This window comes from Halomonas denitrificans (genome assembly GCF_003056305.1).
In the GTDB taxonomy this organism is placed as follows: Bacteria; Pseudomonadota; Gammaproteobacteria; order Pseudomonadales; family Halomonadaceae; genus Halomonas; species Halomonas denitrificans.
In genome coordinates, this window is record NZ_PYVX01000003.1 from 367,534 (window position 1) to 390,762 (window position 23,229).

A 23,229-nucleotide genomic window follows, 5' to 3' on the forward strand; every position below is an offset into this window, starting at 1 on the left:
CGGATGAGACGGCGCCCAGCCGCCGCCCCTCATCCCGCCCACCACCGGGATAGGGTGGTGACCGGGTCGCGCCGCGCCAGGCCGGCCGATGCCACGTGCAGGGAGCACTCCGTCATGCCCTTCAAGACCCGCGACATCGCCCTGGACAGCGGTCTGCTGATGGTCGCGGCCGCCTTCATCGTGATGGGGCTGATCGGCGTGGTGCAGGTAGCGGCCTTTCCGATGCCCACCCTGCTGGTGCTCGATGCCTCGCTGGCGGCGCTGTTCGCCGGCGCCGGCCTGCTGGCCGTGGTGCAGCAGTGGCGGCACCTGCGCCTGGCGGCCGGTGGCGCGCTGCTGGCCCTGATGCTCTACACCCTGTTTCATAACGCGCTGCTCGGCGACAGCCAGGAGGGCGTCTCCTGGCTGTCGGGCGGCACGCGCGTCTCCTCCTGGTCGGCCGCCATGCTGGTCATGGCGGCCCTCTGTGTGGTCGCGGGGACCGGTCGGCCAGGCCTCGGCCGAGCAGGAGGATGGCGACCGGGGCTCTGGCGGCTGGTCGGCCTGCTGCTGCTGGGGTTCGGGTGCCTGGTGGCGGGCGGTCGACTGGTCGCGCCCGAGGCGGGATGGGGCCTGCCGACGCTGACCGCCTCGCCCTGGCTGGTGGCGCCGTTCGCGCTGCTCTATGGCGCCGCCATGCTGGCGGCGAGCGCCCGTCGGCACGGCTCGCCGCTGCAGCTGGGACGCACGGCGGTCATGGCCGGCCTGGCCGGCGTCCTGGTCAGCAGCCTGGCCTGGTTCCTGCTCAGCGGCCAGCAGCAGCAGCGCATGCACCAGCAGGCGGAGCACGTGCTCGACAACGTCCGCCTCAATGCCGAGCAACTGATGCGCTCTCACTTGCAGCAGATGCAGCGCATGGCCGAGCGGCTGGACGCGTCCGTGGGGGGGCTGGAGCCCGCAGTGCGCACGCGCGACGTGGCGAGCTACCTGCGTGATATCCCCACCCTCCAGGTCATCGGTCTGCTGGAGGCTCGCCGCGGCTGGCACTGGCTCGAGTCGCGCAGCGACGAGGTGCGGCGCCGGCTGTCGCGCTGGACCCGGACCGAGCGCGTCGCCGACTGGCTGAGCCTGCCCTTTCCCCAGCCGCGCATGATGGTGCCCGACGCGGCGACCCCGGATCTGGCGATCCTGGCGATCGCCATCCCGAGCCGCGACCAGCAGCTGGTGGCCGTGCTCGACATGGCCACCCTGCTGGATCGCGAGCTGCGCGTGCAGCTGGGTGACTTCCAGCTGACCCTGGCCCGCGACGGCGAGGTGCTCACCGCCCTGGCCGGCTCGGGCCGGGTCGCGGGCGACGTGAGCGGCGCGCCCGTCCTCGCGTCTCGCCACCTCGGCCTGCCCGGGGGCACGATGCTCAGTCCCTCCGTGCAGACCTGGCCCGGCATCGAAGGGTGGCAGGTCGGCATGGTGCCTGCGGCCGTGGCGATGGGCGGGCTGACGCTGAGTTACCTGCTGGTCTTCAGCCTGGGCATGGTGCGCCTGGTGGTCGGGCGCTCCCGGGCGCTGATGGCGGCGCGGGAACAGCTCGAGCAGCAGCAGGCCATCCAGGCGATGATCGTCGAGGAGGTGCCGCTCGATCGCACCCTCGAGGCCATCTGCCAGATGCTCGAGGCCCAGCTGCAGGGCGGGATCTGCTCGATCATGCGGGCCGACGGCGAGGGCAGGCGGCTGCACCTCGTCGCCGGCGAGCGCCTCTCGGCCGCCTACCGGCAGGCGATCGCCACGGTGGCCATCGGACCGGACGTCGGGGCCTGTGGCAGCTCCGCCCATCGCCGCGAGCTGGTGGTCTGCGAGGACCTCGCCCTGGACCCCCGCTGGACGGGCGTTGCCGACCTGGCCGAGCGCGAGGGGCTTAGGGCCTGCTGGTCCTACCCGGTGATCGCCCGGGACGGCCGGCTGCTGGGCACCTTCGCCACCTACTACCGACGCCCGGCGACCCCGGGTAGCCACGAGCTCGAGCGCATCGCCCAGGCCGTGGACCTGGTGGCCCTGGCCATGGAGCGCGCCCAGGATCGCCGCGCGCTGTGGGAGAGCGAGCAGCGCTATCGCTCGCTGTTCACCTACAACCCGGATGCGGTCTTCTCCATGGACCTGGAGGGCCACTTCGTCACCGCCAACGCCCCCTGTGCCGCACTGACCGGCCATGCCCTCGACGCCTTGCTGGGCAGCCACTTCTCCGAGTTCCTGCGCCCGGAGGACCTGGCGGAGGTGCAGCAGACCTTCGAGCGTGCGGGGGCCGGAGAGCCCAGCCGCTACGAGCTGCAGGTGCCCCATCGCGACGGCACCCTGCGTCGGCTGGACCTCACCACCCTGCCGGTGGTGGTCGATGGCTGCATCACCGGCATCTACGGCATCGCCAAGGACGTCACCCAGCGGCGCGAGTACGAGACCCGGCTGCGGATCCTGGAGCGCGGCGTGGAGGCCAGCGTCAACGGCGTGCTGATCGCCGATGCGGGCGTGCCCGGCCTGCCGATCATCTATGCCAACGACGCCTTCGAGCGCATGACGGGCTATGCCCGGGCGGAGGTGATCGGGCGCAACGCGCGCTTCCTGCAGGGCAGCGAGACCGATTCGGCGGCGGTGCAGAAGATTCGCCGCGAGCTGGCGCAGCAGCGCGAGGTGCACGTGACCCTGTGCAACTATCGCAAGGACGGCACGCCGTTCTGGAACGATCTCTACATCTCCCCGGTTCGCGACGAGCAGGGAGCGGTCACCCACTATGTCGGCATCCAGCACGACATCTCCGAACAGAAGGCCTACGAGGCGCACCTGGCCTATCACGCCGGCCACGATGCCCTGACGGGGCTGGCCAACCGCACCCTGCTCGAGGACCGGCTGGTGCATGACGTCGATCTGGCCAGGCGCCAGGGCAAGCGGCTGGCGGTGCTCTTCCTCGACCTCGACGAGTTCAAACCGATCAACGACAGCCTCGGGCATGCCGTCGGCGACGAGCTGCTGCGCGGGGTCGCGCGGCGCCTGTCGGCGGCGATGCGGCCGGGCGATACCCTGGCGCGCCTGGGGGGCGACGAGTTCGTGGTGCTGCTGCCGGACCTGCACGACGGCGGCCAGGCGATGGAGGTGGCCGAGCGGCTGCTGTCGATCGTCAGCCGGCCCTATCGGGTCGGCGAGCACGAGCTCTCGCTGTCGTGCAGCATCGGCATCGCCGTGAGCGGCGCCGAGAGTGCCCAGCCCCTCGAACTCATCCAGCAGGCCGACATGGCCATGTACCGGGCCAAACGGCAGGGACGCAACGCCTGCCAGTGGTTCACGCCCGAGATCATCCACCGGATGGGCGATCGCGTGGCGCTGCGCAACGAGCTCCAGGAGGCGATCGAGACGCACGCCTTCGAGCTCCACTACCAGCCGCTGATCGATCGCGGGGGGCAGGTGGCGGGCGTGGAGGCGCTGCTGCGCTGGCGCCACCCCATGCGGGGCTATGTCTCGCCCGCCCAGTTCATCGCCCTGGCCGAGGAGACCGGTCAGATCATCCCGATCAGCGAGTGGGTGCTGACCCGGGCCTGCCGGGACCTGCGTCAGCTCGACCGGGTGGGGCAGGGCAGCCTCAACGTCGCGGTCAACCTCTCGCCGCTGCAGTTCCACCGCGCGAGCTTTCTCGGCAACCTGCGCGAGACCCTGGCGGTCACCGGGCTGCCGGCGCCCCAGCTGTCGCTGGAGCTGACCGAGGGCATCCTGATGGACGATACCGAGGGCGCCATCGAGATCCTGCATGCCCTCCGGACGATGGGGGTGGGGGTGGCCATCGACGACTTCGGCACCGGCTTCTCCAGCCTCAGCTACCTCAAGAACCTGCCCATCGACCGGATCAAGATCGACCGCAGCTTCGTCAGCGAGGTCACCAACAGCGCCGAGGACGCGGCGATCATCCAGGGCATCATCTCCATGGCCCACCACCTCGGGCTCAGGGTGGTCGCCGAGGGCATCGAGCACGAGCAGCAGCATCGCCTGCTCCTGGCCCACGGCTGCGATCTCTTCCAGGGCTTCCACTTCGCCCATCCCATGCCCCTCGAGTCGCTCATCGACTTTCTCGCCGAGCATCGCCCGCTGTCGATCGACGACTAGCGGCGCGTCGAGCGTTTATTCAGTGTCGTTACGCGCCCCTCGGCGCCTTAGGCAAGCCGAGCCATGGCGCCTACGCTTAGTGAATGGCTTTCGACAATGGCGATGGCTGCGCGCGCCGGGTCACCGGCCGTGCGCCACGTCGCAGCGGCAGGAGAATCGATGTGAATGACGCAATCAGAGGCCTGGACGGCAACGAGCAAAGGCCCGTGAACGAGCTGCGTGAACGGATTCGCGCCCACTATGCGGCCGGTGAGGCCGAGGTGCTCAAGGCACTGGTCGAGCGTATCGAGCTGTCGGAGGAGGAGCGCCGGGGGGTCGCCGAGGCCGGTGCCAACTACGTGGCGCGGGTACGCAAGGAGACCTCGCCGAGCATGATGGAGTCGTTTCTCGCCGAATACGGGCTCTCCACCGCCGAGGGCGTCGGCTTGATGTGCCTGGCCGAGGCGCTCCTGCGGGTGCCCGACGCCGAGACCATCGACGACCTGATCCACGACAAGATCGAGCCCTCCGACTGGGGCGCGCACCTCGGCAAGTCCTCCTCGTCGATGGTCAACGCCTCGACCTGGGCGCTGATGCTCACCGGCAAGGTGCTGGAGGACGATCCCAAGGGGCCGGTGCGCGCACTGCGCGGCCTGGTGCGCCGCATGGGCGAGCCGGTGGTGCGCACCGCGGTGGGCCAGTCGATGAAGATCCTCGGCCGCCAGTTCGTGCTCGGCCAGACCATCGAGGAGGGCATGAAGAACGCCCGCGAGCTCGAGAAGCAGGGCTACACCTACTCCTACGACATGCTGGGCGAGGCGGCGCGCACCGACGACGACGCCCTGCGCTATCACGACGCCTACGCCAAGGCGATCCGCGCCATCGCCAAGCAGGCCAAGGGCGACGTGCGCGGCAGCCCCGGCATCTCGGTGAAGCTCTCGGCGCTGCACCCGCGCTACGAGTACACCCACCGCGACACCGTGATGAGCGACCTCGTGCCGCGCGCCCGGGAGCTGGTCAAGCAGGCCGCCAAGGCCAACATCGGCTTCAACATCGATGCCGAGGAGCAGGACCGGCTCGACCTGTCGCTGGACGTCATCGAGGAGCTGCTCTCCGATCCGGGTCTCGACGGCTGGGACGGATTCGGGGTGGTGGTGCAGGCCTACGGGCGCCGCGCCGCGCCGGTGATCGAGGCCCTCCACGAGATGGCCGAGCGCTACGACCGCAAGATCATGGTGCGCCTGGTCAAGGGCGCCTACTGGGACACCGAGATCAAGCTGGCCCAGGAGATGGGCGTCGAGACTTTCCCGGTGTTCACCCGCAAGGTCAACACCGACGTCAGCTACATGGCCTGCGCCAGGATGCTGCTCGAGCGGCGCGATCGCATCTACCCGCAGTTCGCGACCCACAACGCCCACACCTGCGCCGCCATCATCGCCATGGCCGGCAACGACAAGGAGAGCTACGAGTTCCAGCGCCTGCATGGCATGGGCGAGTCGCTGCACCATATCGTCAAGCAGGCGGAGGGCACCCACTGCCGCATCTACGCGCCGGTCGGCGCCCACCGCGACCTGCTGGCCTACCTGGTGCGCCGCCTGCTGGAGAACGGGGCCAACTCCTCCTTCGTCAACCAGGTGGTGGACGACTCGATCCCGCCGAGCGAGGTCTCCAAGGACCCGGTGGCCGAGCTCGAGCGCCTGGGCGATGCCATCGCCAGCCCGACGATCCGCCAGCCCGGCGAGCTGTTCGCCCCGGAGCGCAAGAACTCCCGGGGTTACCGGATCAACGAGCCGGCCTCGATCCTGCCGCTGATATCCGCCCGCGAGGCCTTCGCCGACACCACCTGGACGGCCGGGCCGATGCTCGCCGGCAGCCCGTCGCCCCAGGGGCAGGCGCGCGATGCGCTCTCCCCCGCCGACACGTCACGGGTGGTCGGCCAGGTCCATGAGGCGACCAAGGAGGAGGTGGCGGCCGCGCTGGATGCCGCCGAGGACGGCTTCAAGGAGTGGTCGGCCCGGCCGGTGGCCGAGCGCGCCGAGGTGCTGCGTCGCACCGCCGATCTCTACGAGGAGCACATCGCCGAGCTGACCGTGATCGCCACCCGCGAGGCCGGCAAGATGATGTTCGACGGCATCGCCGAGGTGCGCGAGGCGGTGGACTTCCTGCGCTACTACGCCAACGAGAGCGAGCGCCTCGAGGTCGAGGAGCCCGGCAGCGCGCGGGGCATCTTCGTCTGTATCAGCCCCTGGAACTTCCCGCTGGCGATCTTCACCGGCCAGATCGCCGCCGCGCTGGGGGCCGGCAACGCGGTGCTCGCCAAGCCCGCCGAGCAGACCCCGCTGATCGCCGCCCGAGCCGTCGAGCTGATGCGCGAGGCCGGCCTGCCCGAGGCGGCGCTGCAGCTGCTGCCCGGCGACGGGCCGACAGTGGGCGGCCCCCTGACCAGCGATCCGCGCATCGCCGGCGTCTGCTTCACCGGCTCCACCGAGGTGGCGCAGATCATCCACAAGGCGCTGACCCAGAACGCCGGGCCCGACGCGGTGCTGATCGCCGAGACCGGCGGGCTCAACGCCATGATCGTGGACTCCAGCGCGCTGACCGAGCAGGCGGTGCGCGACATCCTGATCTCCTCCTTCCAGTCGGCCGGCCAGCGCTGCTCGGCGCTGCGCATGCTCTACGTCCAGGAGGAGGCGCGCGAGCGGCTCCTGACCATGCTCGACGGCGCCATGGACGCGCTGGTGATCGGCGACCCCTGGAACACCGACACCGACGTCTCGCCGGTGATCGACGCCGAGGCCCAGGCCGACATCGGCGCCTACGTGGAGGCCCAGCGGAAGGCCGGCAAGCTGCTGAAGACCCTGCCGGCGCCGGACGTCGGCACCTTCGTCACCCCGGCGGTGGTCGAGGTCGGCGGCATCGGGGACCTCGAGCGCGAGATCTTCGGGCCGGTGCTGCACGTGGCCACCTTCAAGGCGCGGGAGCTCGACGAGGTGGTCGACGCGATCAACGCCAAGGGCTACGGCCTGACCTTCGGCCTGCACACCCGCATCGACGATCGCGTGCAGCAGATCGTCGAGCGGATCCACGTCGGCAACGTCTACGTCAACCGCAACCAGATCGGCGCCATCGTCGGCTCCCAGCCCTTCGGCGGCGAGGGGCTCTCGGGCACCGGGCCCAAGGCCGGCGGGCCGCTCTACGTCACCCGCTTCCGTCGCACCGCCGAGGTCGAGCATCACGAGGCGCCGACGGGCAAGGCCGTGGCGCTCGGCGAGCTGCAGTCGGCCCTCGACGGGCTCGACCCGCGCAACTGGGCGGCGCGGCCCGATCGGGTCGAGGTGCTGCGTCGGGCGCTCTCCGGCAAGCGCGGCGTGATCCGCAAGGCGCTGGCCGAGGCCGCGTCCCTGGACATGACGCCGCAGACGCTGCCGGGGCCGACCGGGGAGAGCAACCGGCTGGCGATGTACCCCAAGGGGCCGGTGCTCTGCCTCGGCCCGACGCTGGAGATCGCCGTCGCCCAGGCGGTGCAGGCCCTCGGGGCCGGCTGCCCGGCGCTGATCGTCGCGCCGGGGGCGGCCGAGGCCGTGCAGCCGCTCCAGCAGGCCGGGGCGCCGGTCGCCGGGCGTGACGGCCGAGTCGAGGCCGAGACGCTCACCGCGCTCGAGGGCATCGTGGCGGTGGCCGCCGCCGGCAGCAGCGACTGGACCCGCGAGCTGCGCCTGGCGCTCGCCGAGCGCGACGGGCCCATCGTGCCGCTGGAGACCCAGACCATCGCGCCGGAGCGCTACGCGGTGGAGCGCCACCTCTGCATCGACACCACCGCCGCCGGCGGCAACGCCAGCCTGCTGGCCACCGCCGAGTAGGGACGCCGCCCGACCGACCAGGGCGGCTAAAGAGGTGAGGAAGAAGCAAAAGGGCCTGCGACATCGTCGCAGGCCCTTCTTCGTTGCCGGGATCGCGCGCCGCGGGCCATCCCCGCGGGGGCGCTCAGCCGCGCTTGAGCCTGAGCACCTCGGCCACGTCCTGGTTGCCCTGGTAGCGCGTGAAGGCGGGCTCCCGCTGGTCGGCGCCGTACATCGCCATCCGGTCGGCCAGCTCGTTGCCCTCCACTCCGGCGTGGCCCTTGACGTGGGCGATGGCGACCTTCGCCTTGAGCCGCTCGTAGAGGGCGTGGGTCGGCTGGATGATCTCCGGGTTCTTGATCGCCTGGCCGTCGGCCTTCTTCCAGCCGCGCCGCTTCCAGCCGCCGGCCCACTTGGTGATGGCGTTGATGGTGTAGGTGGAGTCGCAGTGGATGCGCACCGAGGCGCCCCGGGCGATCTCCTGCTCGGCGACCCGCAGCGCCTGGTGGAAGGCGTTCAGCTCGGCGGTGTTGTTGGTGCCCTGGGGGTTGTGCAGCCCGTACCACAGCTCGGCGAGGACCCCCTCGCGGTAGACCACCATGCCCGAGCCGGCATCGCCGGGGTTGGGCTCGCAGGCGCCGTCGCAGTAGATCTCGATGTCGTAGCGCTGGGCCGGCGCGTCCTGGGACGGCGTCGCCTTGGGGCGGCGTGAGGTCGCGGGCTTGGTGACGGTCGCGCTCGCCGTCCGGGGCTTGCGCGCCGGGGCGGCGCCGCCCGGCCCCTTGGCGAAGGCGGCCTCGGCCTCCTCGCGGGAGGGGAAGGACTTGTAGCGGGCCTTGGGATAACCCTTCACCTGGCGACTGCACTCGTCCCAGGTGCTGAAGATGCCGGTCTGTCGCCCGACCCAGACGACGTAGGACTTGGGGCCTTTCCGTGCTGCCATGCGGCGCTCCGTGGTGATGTGGCTCGATGTCGAGAATGGCCGGGGCTGGGCCGCCCGCGATCGCGGGAATCGTCGTTCGCCCTCGCGCCGTCGCGACGCTGCCCATTCTACGGGAGGGCGCGCGAGCTGCCGAGTTTGCGGCCGCCGCTCCGTGGCGAACGGGGAATTTCGGGGTGGTGATGTCGCTTTGTGTGTATTTATGGTCGCTTTAAGTCGAGTCAGCCCGGCGGGATGCCCCCACACTGTGGCCATTCCTAGCCCAGAACCCTGGAGGTCGATCATGAACCGCAACGTCATCCTGACCTGCGCCGTCACCGGCGCCGGCGACACCGCCGGCAAGAACCCCAACGTCCCGGTCACGCCGCAGCAGATCGCTGACAACTGCATCGAGGCCGCCCGCGCCGGCGCCAGCGTCGCCCACATCCACGTGCGCGACCCCGAGACCGGCGGCATCAGCCACTCCACCGAGCACTTCCGCGAGGTGATGGAGCGCGTCCGCGAGGCCGACGTCGACATCGTCATGAACATCACCGCCGGTGGCGGCGGCGACTGGGTGCCGGACGCCGAGGACCCGACCCGCGGCGGCCCGGGCACCGACATCCAGACCCCGGCCGAGCGCCATGCGCCGGTGGGCGAGCTGCTGCCCGAGCTCTGCACCCTGGACTGCGGCAGCCTCAACTTCGGCGACATGGTCTACGTCAACACCGCCGACTGGCTGCGCGAGCACGCCCGCCTGGTGCAGGCCGCCGGCGTCAAGCCCGAGCTCGAGTGCTTCGACCTGGGCCACGTCTGGTTCGCCCGCCAGCTGCAGCAGGAAGGCCTGCTCGACGGCGACCCGCTGTTCCAGCTCTGCCTGGGCATCCCGTGGGGCGCCGAGGCCGATCCCGAGACCATGCTGGCGATGCGCAACAAGCTGCCGGAGAACGCCAACTGGGCCGCCTTCGGCATCGGTCGCCACCAGATGCCCATGGTCGCCCAGGCGATGCTGCTCGGCGGCCACGCCCGGGTCGGCCTGGAGGACAACCTCTACCTCGAGAAGGGCGTGATGGCCACCAACGGCGGCCTGGTCGAGAAGGCCGGCACCATCATCGAGAACCTCGGCGGTCGCATCATGACCCCGGCCGAGACCCGCGCGCACCTCAAGCTGCGCGACCCGAACACCGGCAAGATCGTGGGAGGTGAAGCATGAGCCAGCAGCTGACCGTCATCGGCACCGGCGTCATCGGTAACGGCTGGATCGCCCGGGCCCTGGCCCGCGGCTGGGACGTGGTCGCCTTCGACCCGGCCGAGGGCGCCGAAGCGCGCACCCGCGCCTTCGTCGACAACGCCTGGGGCTCGCTCGAGAAGCTGGGCCTGGCCGAGGGCGCGAGCCCCGAGCGGCTGCGCTTCGTCGCGAGCCTCGAGGAGGCCGTCGAGGGCGCCGACCTGATCCAGGAGAACGTCCCCGAGCGCCTCGAGCTCAAGCGCGAGATCCTCGCCGCCCTGGACGCCGCGGCCGCGCCGGGCACGATCATCGGCTCCTCCACCTCGGGCTTCAAGCCGACCGACCTGCAGCGTGACTGCACCACGGCCCCGGGCCGGGTGATCGTCGCCCACCCCTTCAACCCGGTCTACCTGCTGCCGCTGGTCGAGCTGGTCGGCGGCGAGGCCACCGAGGCCGCTCAGACCGAGGCCGCCCAGGCGCTCTACCAGGACCTGGCGATGCGCCCGCTGGTGGTGCGTCGCGAGATCGAGGGCCATATCGCCGACCGCCTGATGGAGGCGCTTTGGCGCGAGGCGCTGCACCTGGTCAACGATGGCGTCGCCACCACCGAGGAGATCGATGCCGCGGTTGTCTACGGCTGCGGCCTGCGCTGGTCGCTGATGGGCACCTTCCTGACCTTCCACCTGGCCGGCGGCGAGCAGGGCATGCGCCACATGCTCGAGCAGTTTGGCCCGGCGCTGAAGCTGCCCTGGACCAAGCTCGAGGCCCCGGAGCTCACCGACGAGCTGATCGACAAGGTGGTCGAGGGCTGCGAGTATCAGGCCGCCGACCGCCCGGTCGCCGAGCTCGATCGTCGCCGCGATGACTTCCTGGTCGAACTGCTCGACCTGGTGCAGAAGTACTGGCCCGAGGCCGAGGGCCTGGAAGGACGCATCTGATGGCCCTGATGGAAGTCCGCGTCGCCCCGGAGTGGGTCGACTACAACGGCCACATGAACGATGCCGAGTACGCGCGGGTGTTCTCGCTGGGCGTGGAGGCGCTGATGGACGCCATCGGCCTCGACGAGGCCGGTCGGACCCGCCACGGCTACACGATCTACACCCTGGAGACGCATCTCTGCTACCGGCGCGAGGCCCACGAGGGCCAGCCGCTGGCGGTCGAGGTGACGGTGCTGGCGCGCGACGCCAAGCGCCTGCACGTCTTCTTCGAGATGTACGACACGGAGGGCACCCTGCTGGCCACCAGCGAGCAGATGCTGATGGGCATCGACAGCGACGCCGGTCGCCCGGCGCCGTTCCCGGAGGCGGTGGCCAGCGTCATCGAGACGCTGCCCACCGCCGCCGAGGGCGACTGGCCGGAATTCGCCGGGCGTCGCATCGGGCTGCCCCCCAAGCGCTGAGCGTCTTCGGCACCGACGCCAAGAACAACAAAGAGGTACCGCCCGGCCTCGGCCGGGCGGCTAACGGGATCGCCGGCCCGAGGCCCGGCTCAAGAGGATGACGTTATCGCTACTTCAACTCCCCCCAACCCGCCGACACGCCGTGCCAGTCATGAGGTGGAGACCTCCACCGACTACATGGTCACCGAGCTCTCCCAGGAGGGCTTCTTCAGCGGCATGCACAAGGGCATGACCATCACCGCCGCGCTGCTGGTGCTCGGCTTCGTGCTCTTCACCGGCGTGATGCCGGACCTGGCCGGTGGCCTGTTCGGCACCACCCGCGCCTGGATCGAGAGCACCTTCAGCGGCTACTACCTGATCACCGTGATGCTGCTGCTGGTGGTCTGCGCCTACATCGTGCTCAGCCGCCACGGCAGCGTGCGCCTGGGCCCCGACGACAGCCGGCCCGACTTCAGCAACTTCGCCTGGTTCTCGATGCTGTTCTCCGCCGGCATCGGCATCGGCATCCTGTTCTTCGGCGTCGCCGAGCCGGTCTTCTACTTCGACAACACCGGCGCCTTCGGCTACCCCAACAACCCCCACGCCGACATGGCCGGCGCCGCCGCCATGAACCACGAGCGGGCCATCGATGCGCTGCGCGTCTCGGTGTTCCACTGGGGGCTGCACGGCTGGGCGATCTACGTGATCGTCGGCATGTCGCTGGCCTACTTCGCCTACCGCAAGGGGCTGCCCCTGGCGCTGCGCTCAGCGCTCCACCCGTTCATCGGCGAGCGCATCTTCGGCCCGATGGGGCACCTGGTCGATATCCTCGGCGTGCTCGGCTGCGTGTTCGGCGTTGCTACCTCGCTCGGGCTCGGGGTCAGCCAGATGGCCGTGGGGCTGGAGCGCCTGATCGGCGTCGCCTCGGGCCTGCCGACCCAGCTGATCCTGATCGCCCTGATCTCGGTGGTCTCGATCGTCTCCGCCGTCACCGGCGTGCGCCGCGGCATCCGCATCATCTCGGAGATGAATATCTGGACCTCGGTGTTCGTGGTCGGCGTCTTCCTGATCGGCGGCCCGACCCTGTGGCTGGTGAGCGCCTTCGGCGAGACCCTGTTCGACTACGCCATCAACTTCATCCCCATGGGGCTGTGGTTCGCCGATGATCCCGGCACGACCGAGTGGCAGCAGGGCTGGACCATCTTCTACTGGGGCTGGTGGCTCGCCTGGGCGCCGTTCGTCGGCATCTTCATCGCGCGCATCTCCCGGGGCCGCACCCTGCGCGAGTTCGTGCTCGGCGTGCTGCTGGTGCCGACGATGATCATCTTCGTGTGGCTGATCATCTTCGGCGGCAACGCCCTGCACCAGGAGCTCACCGCCGCCGGCGGCCCGGGCAGCGGCGGCATCATCGAGCTGGTCAACGCCTGGAACCTGCCGGCCGCGCTGTTCGCCAGCGCCGACGGCATCGCCGGCACCGGCGTCTTCGGCTGGGTGCTCTCGGCGCTGATGGTGTTTCTGCTGATGAGCTGGTTCGTCACCTCCTCGGACTCCGGCACCCTGGTGCTGACCACCATCCTGTCGCTGGGCAACGAGGAGCCGCCGCAGCGCTTCCGCGTGTTCTGGGGCGTGGTGATCGGCCTGGTGGCCGCGGCGCTGCTGCTGGCCGGCGGCCTCAAGGCGCTGCAGACCGCGCTGATCGCCGCGGCCCTGCCGCTCAGCGTGGTGATCCTGGTGATGACCGCCGGCGTGCTGCTCTCGCTGTTTCGCGAGTCGCGACGCCGCATCGGCGCGACCCAGCGCCAGTGACCTGACGTCGCGCGAGCGCGCGATGCGAGGAAGGCGGCCGAGATCCCCCGGGATCTCGGCCGCTTCCGTTGTGGCGTCCCGGCCGCCTACAATCGGCCCTCGATCCCGCTTCCCAGGTGCTCCATGCGACTGAAGCCCCCCGCGTTCTCCCCGGAGCGTCTCGGTTTCCTGCTGCTGCCGCGCTTCGCCATGGTGGCCTTCTTCTCGGCCATCGAGCCGCTGCGCATCGCCAACCGCATCAGCGGGCAGACGCTCTTCCGGTGGGACGTGATCAGCCGCGACGGCGGGCCGGTGGAGGCCTCCAACGGCATGACCCTGGCCGCCGACGCGAGCCTTGAGAACGCGCCGCTGTCGCCGAGCCTGGCGGTCTGCGCGAGCTTCGCCCCCGAGGCCGCCATCGACGCGGCGCTGCTCGACTGGCTGCGCGAGCGGGCCGCCCAGGGCGTCACCCTGGGCGGCATGGACACCGGCTGCTTCGTGCTGGCCGCCGCCGGCCTGCTCGCCGACCAGACGGTGACCCTGCACTGGGAGAGCCTGCCGGAGTTCCGCGAGCGCTTCCCCGAGATCGAGGCGGTGGAGTCGGTCTTCGAGGTCACCTCGACCGGCTTCTCCTGTGCCGGCGGCAGCGCGGCCATCGACATGAGCCTCGATTTGATCCGCCGGCGCCACGGCGACGACCTGGCCGACCGGGTCCGCGAGCAGCTCGTCCACCACCAGGGGCGCCAGCCGGCGAGTCGCCAGCGCGGCCTGCCGGGCCAGGGCCTCGACCCGCTGATCCATCGTGCCATCGTGCTGATGGAGGATCACCTGGAGGCGCCGCTGAGCATCCGCGCGCTGGCCGACGAGCTGGGGCTCGGCTGGCGCCGCCTGGAGCGCCTCTTCGAGCGGGACCTCGCCTGCTCCCCCCAGCGCTTCTACGTGGAGCGCCGCCTGGCCCACGCCCACCGGCTGCTGCGCGAGACGCGCCATCCGATCACCCAGATCGCCCTGGCCAGCGGCTTCGCCTCCGCCTCGAGCTTCACCCGCGCCTTCCGCCGCCACCACGGCGTGACGCCGAGCCAGCTGCGCCGGGGGGCCGATCCGGCCTGATTGTCGAATCGTGCACAGTGGGTGTCGAATCGGGTCGCATCGCATCCTGCGTCGGCTGTCATCCTGTGGGCATGCTCAATGCCAACGGGAGTCACGACATGACCACGCTACCGCTTACCCCCGACTACGACGCTTGGCCCATCGAGGCCGACCTCGAGAGCGTCTCCTTCACGCCGCGCCTGGTGACGGTGCAGTGGAGCGACGGCCGGGTCAGCCGCTACCACAGCGTCTGGCTGCGCGAGAACGCCGCCGACGACACCACCGTCAACCCGGCGACCCGGGAGCGCATCCTGGACCTCTCCACGCTGCCCGCCTGGCCGGAGGTCGAGGGCGCCGAGATCGACGATGCCGGCGCGCTCTGCGTGGACTTCGCCGTGGAGGATCGCCGCCTGCGCTTCCACCCCGGCTGGCTGCGCGCCCACGACTACGACAACCTCCAGGATCCCGAGGCGCCGCTGGTACCGGTGACCCACTGGCAGGGCGGCCCCGAGGCCGGCCCCGACACCCTCTCCGCCGCCGGGCTGCTCGACACGGCGCCCGACAGCGAGGCCGAGGAGGCGATCCTCGCCCCGGCGCTCGAGAGCGTGCTCGCCAAGGGCCTGGTGCGCCTGCGTGACCTGCCCACCGAGCCGGGCTCCCTGGAGGCCATCGCCCATCGCATCGGGCCGATCCGCGACACCAACTTCGGCGGCCTGTTCAACGTCCAGGCCAAGCCGGACCCGGACTCCAACGCCTACACCTCCATCGCCCTGCCGCCGCACACCGACCTGCCGACCCGCGAGTACCATCCCGGCCTGCAGATGCTGCACTGCCTGGAGAACAGCGTGGAAGGCGGCCAGGCGGTGATGCTCGACGGCTTCGCCGTGGCCGAGGCGCTGCGCGAGCGTCACCCCGACGCCTGGGCGACCCTGACCCGGGTGCGCTGGTGCTACGCCAACACCGCCAAGACCACCGACTACGTCTGGTTCGAGCCGATGATCCGCCTGGATGCCCGGGGCGAGCTGCTCGAGGTGCGCATCGCCGACTTCCTGCGCGGCCCGCTGCAGACCGCCTTCGAGGACGTCGAGCCGGCCTACGAGGCGCTGATGACCCTGCAGCGCCTGCTTGGCGATCCGGCCTTCGCGATCCGCTTCACCTACCACCCCGGGGACCTGGTGATCTTCGACAACCGTCGCCTGCTGCATGCCCGGGACGCCTTCGAGGGCAGCACCGGCCGCCGCTGGCTGCAGGGCTGCTACATGGAGCGCGACGAGATCCGCTCGCGCTACCGCATGATCCAGCGCGCCCGGCGCCGCCGGCGGATCACCGCCGAGGCCTGAGGCCCCCGGTGAACGCGATAACGAACTCGCCCCGGCAGTTGCCGGGGCGAGTTCGTTGGGGGCGTGAACGACCGCGTCAGAGCGTCATGAAGGGCGCGTCCTGACGGTCGGTGAACTGGTAGACCTCGTAGGGCGAGCGCTGGGGGCCGGGCATGCCGGGGGTACCGACGGGCATGCCCGAAAGGCCAATGCCGTCGATCGCCGGGCGCTCCTCGAACAGCCGCTGTACGGCCGCCATCGGCACGTGCCCCTCGATCACGTAGTCGCCCATCGTGATGGTGTGGCAGGAGCCGAGCCCGTAGGGGACGCCGGTGGCCTGCTTGACCCGGCCGAGCGGCCGGTCATCGACCACGCTGACCTCGACGCCCAGCGTCTCGAGGTGTCGGGCATAGCCGTCGCAGCAGGCGCACTGCGGGTTCTTGTAGAGAGTGGCCTGGGACGGCAGGGCGGCCTGGGCGCTGCCGGCGCCCAGCAGCAGGGCGGCGGACAGCAGCAGCGGCGTGGCATGGCGGCTCATGAGCGATCCTCCTGGGAACGGCGTGACGTGAACAGGTACTTGGCGAGGGCCGCGATGCCGAGGCCCAGCAGCAGCAGGACGGCGAGCGGCATCAGCCAGCCCATCCAGCCCATGGAGCCCATCAGGGCGAAGCAGTCGGTGGTCATCATGAGGTGACTCCTGACGAGAGTGCGAAAGGGGCCGGTGGCGGGCGAGAGGCCGGCGCCCCGGTCAAGGCGGAGGTCGCGTCAGGGTCTGGGAGGGGGCCGGGCCGGCAGGGGCGCGTGATCGACCAGCGCCGGGCCGGTGGCGTCGAGCGGCGTGGCGGCCGGCAGGGCGGCCACGACGGGCGCCGTGGCCACGGCCGCGCAGGTGCCGCAATCCAGATCGCCCCCCGCCAGCATCTCGGCCTGGGGAATCCCGCAGTCGCTGGCGCAGGCGTCCGTCGTCGCATGGCCCGAGAGGCTCGCCACCGACAGCAGCACCGCGAGCAGCAGCGCCAGCAGGCGTTGGCCGGGTCGGGGATGCGGATGTCGAGCCGGTGCGGTCATGGATTACCTCGTGGTGGCCGCCTCATTGTGCGCCCGCCGGGCGATCCGCCACCTTGATCCAGCGCAAGAGAGCGGGCATCGCCCGGCGTGGCCGGGCCTCGCGTCAGGGCTGGTAGTGGTGGTTGAGGCCACCCTGGCGCCACTGTTGGCGCTGCTCGTCGGTCAGCAGGTCCTGCAGCTGATTGTGCAGGCGCACCCGCTCCGCCATCATCTCGCCCTGCAGCTCGGCCAGCTGGCGCTGAAGCGACTGGACCTCGTCGGGGTCGGGCGCCTCGGCATGCAGCTCCTCCATCAGCGCCATGCGCAGGTCCATCATCTGCCCCATGCGATCGAACTGGGCGGGACGATGCTGCTGCATCAGCTCACGCATCTCGCGACGCTGCTCCGGCTCGAGCTCGAGCCCCTGCATCGGGCCGTAGCCCATCATGCCGGGGCCCATGCCGCCCTGCTGGCCGTAGCCCATCATGCCGGGGCCCATGCCGCCCTGCTGGCCGTAGCCCATCATGCCGGGGCCCATGCCGCCCTGCTGGCCGTAGCCCATCATGCCGGGGCCCATGCCGCCCTGCTGGCCATAGCCCATCATGCCGGGGCCCATGCCGCCCTGCTGGCCATAGCCCATCATGCCGGGGCCCATGCCGCCCTGCTGGCCGTGGCCCATCATGCCGGGGCCCATGCCGCCCTGCTGGCCGTGGCCCATCATGCCGGGGCCCATGCCGCCCTGCTGGCCGTGGCCCATCATGCCGGGGCCCATTCCGCCCTGCTGGCCGTAGCCCATCATGCCGCCAGCGCCCGGGTGACCCTGGGACGAACCGTGAGCGGAAGCGGCGCCGCTGGCGGCGATGCCGAGGCCGGCAGCCAGGGCGATGGCGATGACCCGCTGGTATCTGACCATGATCGTTCTCCTCATCGTGCGTATGGTAGGAACGTCGACTCCCCCTGAGGGGAAGACGCTGGCAACTTTCGTTATGAGCTTACAACCATTGGGTCGCCCAGAGGTCAAGGATCTCGCGGGGCCCGATGTCGATACCCGGTTTCAGTCTCGTTTCAGGTTGCTAGGGTACAACGGACACTCCCCGATACGACGCGAGAGGTACCCGCGATGCGCAAGACGCTACTGGCCCTGACCCTGGGGCTCGTCACCAGCACCGCCTTCGCCGCCGGCGAGCACGGTGGTTCCCATGCGCCGGCCGGCAACGCCGAGATCGACCGCACCATCCAGCTCGAGGCGGGCGACATGTGGTTCGACGCCGAATCGCTGGACGTGGCGCCCGGCGCCACGATCCGCTTCGAGATCACCAACACCGGTAATCTAGCCCACGAGTTCGTGATCGGCGACGCCGAGGCGCAGGCGGCTCACCGCGAGATGATGCAGCAGATGAGCGGTAGCCATGGCCACGAAGGGCATGGCGGTCACGACATGGCCGAGGGAAAGCACGGCGGCCAGATGCCCGCCGTGACCCTGGCCCCGGGAGAGCGCGCCGAACTCGTCTGGACCGCCCCCGAGAATGTGGATAGCCTCGAATACGCCTGCAACATCCCCGGCCACTACGAGTCCGGCATGTCGGGTAACATCGATCTCCAGGGGTGATGCACCATCCATGAAACTGTTGCTTCTCGAAGATGACGACCTGCTGGCCGAGAGCCTGGTCGAGTGCCTCAGGGACAACGGTTATCGCACGGATCTGGCCACGTCATTGCACGTGGCCGGCTCGCTCATGGCCACCGAGCAGTACGAGCTCGCGATCCTCGATCTCGGCCTGCCGGACGGTTCGGGTCTGGCGCTGCTGAAGCAGTGGCGCCAGGCCGGGCATGATCTGCCGGTGCTGATCCTCACCGCCCGCGACACCTGGGAAGACAAGGTGATCGGCCTCGAGAGCGGCGCCGACGACTACCTGACCAAGCCCTTCCACGACGCCGAGCTCATCGCCCGGATCATGGCGCTGCTGCGCCGCAAGTCGGGGCGACTCTCCCAGCAGCTGACCCGGAGCGGCGTCTCGCTGGACGAGGCGAATCGCTGCGTGCGCCTCGACGACGGCCCCTGGCAGTCGCTCACCGGCACCGAGTTCCTGCTGCTGCGCTACTTCATGCACCATCCCGGGCGGGTGCTCTCCAAGGAGCAGCTGCTCCATCAGCTCTACGCCCTGGAGCAGGACGCCGCGGCACCCAACCTCATCGAGGTCTACATCGCGCGGCTGCGGCGCTACCTCGGCAAGGCGATCATCCAGACCCGACGCGGCCAGGGCTATGTCTTCGTGGCGCGTTGATCGGCGCAGTCTGCGCGTTCGGCTGCTCGCCTGGCTGTCGGGCATCGCCCTGGTGGTGACCGGGATGACCTGGCTGCTGCACGGCATCCTGCTCAACGACCTGGCCCGCGACTTCCTCGGCGCGCGCCTGGAGCGCGAGGCGGCCCACGCCATCGAGCAGCTGCGCCGCGAGGAGCGCGGCATTGCCGGCGTGCTGGAGTCGGCCAGTCGCGGCTTCCAGGTCTTCCACCACCTCTACGTGCTGCGCCTCGGTGACGAGCTGTCGGCCTCCGACCCGCACTGGCAGGCGGCGCTTGAGCCGCTGCTCGAGACCTCGACCAGGCGCCTGGTCGAGGTGCGCGAGGATGGCCAGCACCTGCTGGTCCATCGTCAGGCGTTCATGCTCGACGGCGAGCCCGGCGTGCTGCTGATCGGCGAGGACTTCTCCCAGGTCGAGGCGGGCCTCCACCGGCTGCATTGGTGGGTCGGCGGCATCGCCGCGGCGGTGCTGGTGATGCTGGTGGCGCTCAACCTGCTGGCGGTCAATCGGGGGCTGATCCCCCTCACGCGGCTGCGCGACCAGCTGGGGGAGCTGCGCCGCGGCGAGCGCGAGCGGCTCTCCCCGGACGTGCCCTCCGAGCTGGACGGCCTGGTCGTCCAGCTCAACCACTTCATGGACGAGATCGACGCCCGCCTGCAGCGCTCCCGCGACTCGGTGGCCAACCTCTCCCACGCCCTCAAGACGCCGCTGGCGGCGGTCACCCAGGTGCTGCGCGGCGCGCGCCCCATCGACGATACCCGTCGCCGGCGGATGGTGGAGCGGCTCGAGGCGGTGCACGGCCAGCTGGATGCCGAACTGCGCCGCGCGCGAATCGCCGGCCCCCAGGCCGGGCAGATGGCCGAGCTTCGCCGCGACGGCACGCGGCTGGTCGAGATGTTCCGCACCCTCTATCCCGACACGCGCTTCGACCTGCACCTGCCCGCCCAGCGGGATCTTCGCGTCCCGATCGAATCCCAGGACCTCTCCGAGATGCTCGGCATCGTGCTGGACAACGCCGGCAAGTGGGCCGCCGGCGAGGTCCACTGCCGGCTGTGCCTGGCGCAGGGCCTCACCCTGCGCGTCGAGGACGACGGGCCGGGGGTGGCCGAGGCGGACCTGGCGCGCCTGGGGCAGCGCGGCACCCGCCTGGACGAGCGCCGTCCCGGCTACGGCCTGGGGCTCTCGATCCTGCACCAGCTGCTGGCCCGCTACGCGGGGCGGGTCGACTTCGCGCCGAGCCCCCTGGGCGGGCTGCGCGTGACGATCCGGGTGCCGCTCGAGGCGAGCCGGCCCTGATCGTCTCGTCGCGCGCGATTCAGCGGCGATTCAGCTTGGCCCGTCAGGATGGCGGCATCAGCCATCGACGGGAGTTCCCCCCATGCCAGGTTCCGGAGTCATCCATCACCCGCTGACGCGTCGGCAGATCCTCAAGGGCGGGGCGGCGCTGGGCCTGGGCTCGGCCGCCGCCCTGGGGGTTGGTCCGAGCTGGGCCGACCCCTGGGGGCGCAGCAGCGTCTATGCCCAGGGCGCCGAGGAGGGGCCCGAGGTGGCGCTGGCCATCCGCCAGGAGACGCTGCCGATCGACGGCCGCTCGGCCCGGCCGATGACCATCAACGGCACCAGTCCCGGGCCGCTGATCCGCCTCCGGGAGGGGCAGGAGGCGGTGCTCAAGGTCACCAACCTGCTCGAGGAGCCCACCTCCATCCACTGGCACGGCCTGATCCTGCCGCCCGGCATGGACGGCGTCCCGGGGGTGAGCTTCGCCGGCATCGCCCCCGGCGAGACCTTCACCTACCGCTTCCCGGTACGCCAGAACGGCACCTACTGGTACCACAGCCACTCCGGCCTGCAGGAGCAGCTGGGCCATGCCGGTCCGCTGATCATCGATGCCGCGAAGCGCGAGCCGTTCCGCTACGACCGCGAGCACGTGCTGCTGCTCACCGACTGGACCTTCGAGGATCCGATGACGGTCTTTCGCAACCTCAAGACCGCCGAGGGTTACTACAACGACCAGGAGCGCACCGTCGCCGACTTCTTCGCCGACGTGCGCGAGCAGGGCTTCGCCGCCACCGCCGAGATGCGCAGCATGTGGGCGAAGATGCGCATGAGCTCCCGCGACATCGCCGACGTCACCGGCAGCACCTACAGCTACCTGCTCAACGGGCACGCCCCCGAGGAGAACTGGACGGCGCTGTTCAAGGCCGGCGAGCGGATCCGCCTGCGGGTGATCAACGGCTCGGCGATGTCCTACTTCGACGTGCGCATCCCGGGGCTCAAGATGACCGTGGTGGCGGCCGACGGCCAGCCCGTGCAGCCGGTCCCCGTCGACGAGTTCCGCATCGCCGTGGCCGAGACCTATGACGTGCTGGTCGCCCCCGAGGACGACACGGCCTACACCATCTTCGCTGAGACCATGGATCGCAGCGGCTACGCCCGCGCCACCCTGGCGCCCCGCGAGGGCATGAGCGCGCCACTCCCCGAGCGCCGCACCATCGCCGATCGCGGCATGGAGGCGATGGGCGCCCACGCCATGCCGGGCATGGATCATGGCGCCATGGCGGGCATGGAGGATTCAGGTGCCGAAGGGATGGCGGGGATGGACCACGGCGCCATGGCGGGCATGGGCGATGCCGGCCCCCAGGGCATGGCGGGCATGGACCACGGCGCCATGGCGGGCACGGGCACCGCCGGCGCCCAGGGCATGCCGAGCATGGATCACGGCACCATGGCGGGCATGGCCGGGGAACGGCGCCGGCTGGGCGCCAACGGCCTGCTGGCGGCCGGCACGGCACAGCCGGGTTCGCGCTATGGCCAGGCGGGCATCGGCATCACGCCGGGTGAGCGTCGCACCCTGGTCTACGGCGATCTCAAGGCCTTCACCCCCTGGCCGGACCGCCGCGAGCCCGAGCGCGAGCTGGAGCTGCACCTCACCGGCAACATGGAGCGCTACATCTGGTCCTTCGACGGCAAGACCTTCAGCGAGATGACCGGGCCCCTGCACTTCCGGCACGGCGAGCGCCTGCGCCTGGTCCTGGTCAACGACACCATGATGGAGCACCCGATCCACCTCCACGGCATGTGGATGGAACTCGAGAACGGCCACGGCGCGCTCATCCCCCGCAAGCACACCCTGAACGTCAAGCCCGGCGAGCGCGTCTCGGCGCTGATCACCGCTGATGCCGAGGGCAGCTGGGCCTTCCACTGCCACCTGCTCTATCACATGAAGGCCGGCATGTTCCGGGTCGTCCAGGTCTCGTGAGCCCGCTCTCGTCCATCAGGTTTCGCAAGGAGAACGCATGAACACCAGACACGTCATGATCGCGGCCGGCGGCGCCCTGGCCCTGCTGGCGCTGCCCGCCGCCCAGGCCGAGGATGGCTATGCCGCGCCCGCCGACTGGCCGCCCCCCATGGTCAAGCATCCCCTGGGCATGGTGCTGGTCGACCGCCTCGAGTATGCCCTGCCCGATGAGGGGCCGCAGGCCCTGGTGTGGGATCTGCAGGCCTGGTACGGCGGCGACGTCAACCGGGTCTACCTCAAGTCGGAGGGCGAGAACGTCCAGGGCGACGGCGAGGACGCCGAATTCGAATCGCTGGAGCTGCGCTACAGCCGGCTGATCGCCGACTTCTGGGAGCTGCAGGGCGGCCTGGGCTATCAGGGCGGGGTGGTCTCGGACGACCACGCCGAGCGCGGCTATGGCGTGGTCGGCCTGCAGGGGGTGATGCCCTACGGCATCGAGACCGACGTGGCACTGCGCCTCAGCGACGCGGGCGATCTCTCGGCGAGCCTCGAGGGTGAGTACGACCTGCACCTGACCCAGCGCCTCAGCCTGCAGCCGCGCACCGAGATCCTCCTGGCCGCCAGCGAGGTCGAGGAATTCGGCGTCGGCGAGGGGCTCAATTCGGTGCGTCTCGGCCTGCGCCTGGGCTATGCGGTGATGCGCCGCGTCACGCCCTACCTGGGGGCCTACTGGGAGAAGCAGTATGGCGATACTGCCGACCTGTCCCGGGCCGATGGCGATGCCACCGAGGACAGCGGCCTCGTCGCCGGGGTCCGGCTGCTGCTGTGACCCGCCTCGGCGCGCCCCGCCTTGACCCTTGGGTCACACAAGGGTTCTAGGCTAGGGATATCGTGACGGGCGCCGCTCTTGCCGGGGGCGAGTCGTGCCCCCCTGGTGGCGAGAAGCGCGCCCCGTCGAGCACTTCGTGTTGGCAAGGAGACCGAT

18 protein-coding genes are annotated in these 23,229 nt (G+C 70.6%); 13 read left to right on the forward strand and 5 right to left on the reverse strand.

The annotated features are described in order from the left end of the window. Window positions 1–114 precede the first annotated feature (114 nt). Both C9F13_RS17695 and putA read left to right on the forward strand, forming a co-directional pair. A complete protein-coding gene (locus C9F13_RS17695) occupies window positions 115–4,119 on the forward strand; it encodes an EAL domain-containing protein (RefSeq protein WP_245888762.1) in 4,005 nt (1,334 codons plus the stop codon). Between the two features lie 206 nt (window positions 4,120–4,325). After that, window positions 4,326–7,958 (forward strand): bifunctional proline dehydrogenase/L-glutamate gamma-semialdehyde dehydrogenase PutA, encoded by a 3,633-nt coding sequence (gene putA, locus C9F13_RS11125; protein WP_245888763.1) that lies wholly within the window; start codon window positions 4,326–4,328, stop codon window positions 7,956–7,958. Window positions 7,959–8,082: 124 nt separating this feature from the next. Here the strand turns inward: putA and C9F13_RS11130 are convergent, their stop codons facing one another. Next, complete coding sequence (locus tag C9F13_RS11130; RefSeq protein WP_108446327.1) at window positions 8,083–8,880, reverse strand: ribonuclease H family protein; 798 nt, start codon at window positions 8,878–8,880, stop codon at window positions 8,083–8,085. 280 nt (window positions 8,881–9,160) lie between these two features. On the opposite strand from C9F13_RS11130, the gene C9F13_RS11135 reads away from it, so the two are divergent. From C9F13_RS11135 to C9F13_RS11160, 6 genes are all read left to right on the forward strand, one after another. Beyond that, window positions 9,161–10,069, forward strand: a complete 909-nt coding sequence (locus tag C9F13_RS11135) for a beta-keto acid cleavage family enzyme (RefSeq protein WP_108446328.1) — start codon at window positions 9,161–9,163, stop codon at window positions 10,067–10,069. Next, entirely contained in the window at window positions 10,066–11,022 is a 957-nt protein-coding gene (locus C9F13_RS11140) for an L-carnitine dehydrogenase (protein WP_108446329.1), read from the forward strand. Before C9F13_RS11135 ends, C9F13_RS11140 begins: the two co-directional genes overlap by 4 nt. After that, window positions 11,022–11,483 (forward strand): thioesterase family protein, encoded by a 462-nt coding sequence (locus C9F13_RS11145; protein ID WP_108446330.1) that lies wholly within the window; start codon window positions 11,022–11,024, stop codon window positions 11,481–11,483. Before C9F13_RS11140 ends, C9F13_RS11145 begins: the two co-directional genes overlap by 1 nt. Window positions 11,484–11,660: 177 nt before the next feature. Further along, a complete protein-coding gene (locus tag C9F13_RS11150; RefSeq protein ID WP_108446445.1) occupies window positions 11,661–13,268 on the forward strand; it encodes a BCCT family transporter in 1,608 nt (535 codons plus the stop codon). A gap of 123 nt (window positions 13,269–13,391) precedes the next feature. Then, complete coding sequence (locus tag C9F13_RS11155) at window positions 13,392–14,357, forward strand: GlxA family transcriptional regulator (RefSeq protein WP_108446331.1); 966 nt, start codon at window positions 13,392–13,394, stop codon at window positions 14,355–14,357. Window positions 14,358–14,455: 98 nt separating this feature from the next. After that, entirely contained in the window at window positions 14,456–15,676 is a 1,221-nt protein-coding gene (locus C9F13_RS11160) for a TauD/TfdA family dioxygenase (RefSeq protein WP_108446332.1), read from the forward strand. A gap of 76 nt (window positions 15,677–15,752) precedes the next feature. On the opposite strand, the gene C9F13_RS11165 is transcribed toward C9F13_RS11160, so the two are convergent. The 4 genes from C9F13_RS11165 to C9F13_RS11175 all read right to left on the reverse strand — a co-directional run bounded on the left by C9F13_RS11165 (window position 15,753) and on the right by C9F13_RS11175 (window position 17,615). Next, the gene (locus C9F13_RS11165) at window positions 15,753–16,193 is read right to left on the reverse strand and encodes a DUF411 domain-containing protein (RefSeq protein WP_108446333.1); all 441 of its coding nucleotides are present in this window, start codon (window positions 16,191–16,193) and stop codon (window positions 15,753–15,755) included. Then, complete coding sequence (locus C9F13_RS17585; RefSeq protein WP_170121144.1) at window positions 16,190–16,342, reverse strand: hypothetical protein; 153 nt, start codon at window positions 16,340–16,342, stop codon at window positions 16,190–16,192. Before C9F13_RS17585 ends, C9F13_RS11165 begins: the two co-directional genes overlap by 4 nt. Before the next feature lie 78 nt (window positions 16,343–16,420). Further along, window positions 16,421–16,723, reverse strand: coding sequence for a hypothetical protein (locus tag C9F13_RS11170; protein ID WP_108446334.1), 303 nt, complete (start codon window positions 16,721–16,723; stop codon window positions 16,421–16,423). A gap of 103 nt (window positions 16,724–16,826) precedes the next feature. Further along, window positions 16,827–17,615: a Spy/CpxP family protein refolding chaperone gene (locus C9F13_RS11175; RefSeq protein WP_245888764.1), complete on the reverse strand. Its 789-nt coding sequence runs from the start codon at window positions 17,613–17,615 to the stop codon at window positions 16,827–16,829. A gap of 207 nt (window positions 17,616–17,822) precedes the next feature. On the opposite strand from C9F13_RS11175, the gene C9F13_RS11180 reads away from it, so the two are divergent. From C9F13_RS11180 to C9F13_RS11200, 5 genes are all read left to right on the forward strand, one after another. Then, window positions 17,823–18,311: a cupredoxin domain-containing protein gene (locus tag C9F13_RS11180; protein ID WP_108446335.1), complete on the forward strand. Its 489-nt coding sequence runs from the start codon at window positions 17,823–17,825 to the stop codon at window positions 18,309–18,311. A 10-nt stretch (window positions 18,312–18,321) separates the two neighbouring features. Next, window positions 18,322–18,987, forward strand: coding sequence for a response regulator transcription factor (locus C9F13_RS11185; RefSeq protein WP_108446336.1), 666 nt, complete (start codon window positions 18,322–18,324; stop codon window positions 18,985–18,987). Next, entirely contained in the window at window positions 18,968–20,302 is a 1,335-nt protein-coding gene (locus C9F13_RS11190) for an ATP-binding protein (RefSeq protein ID WP_108446337.1), read from the forward strand. Before C9F13_RS11185 ends, C9F13_RS11190 begins: the two co-directional genes overlap by 20 nt. Before the next feature lie 82 nt (window positions 20,303–20,384). Then, a complete protein-coding gene (locus C9F13_RS11195) occupies window positions 20,385–22,265 on the forward strand; it encodes a copper resistance system multicopper oxidase (RefSeq protein WP_108446338.1) in 1,881 nt (626 codons plus the stop codon). Window positions 22,266–22,302: 37 nt separating this feature from the next. Then, window positions 22,303–23,073 carry a copper resistance protein B gene (locus tag C9F13_RS11200; RefSeq protein WP_108446339.1) on the forward strand — a complete coding sequence of 257 codons (771 nt, stop codon included), beginning with the start codon at window positions 22,303–22,305 and terminating at the stop codon, window positions 23,071–23,073. The last annotated feature ends 156 nt before the right edge of the window (window positions 23,074–23,229 follow it).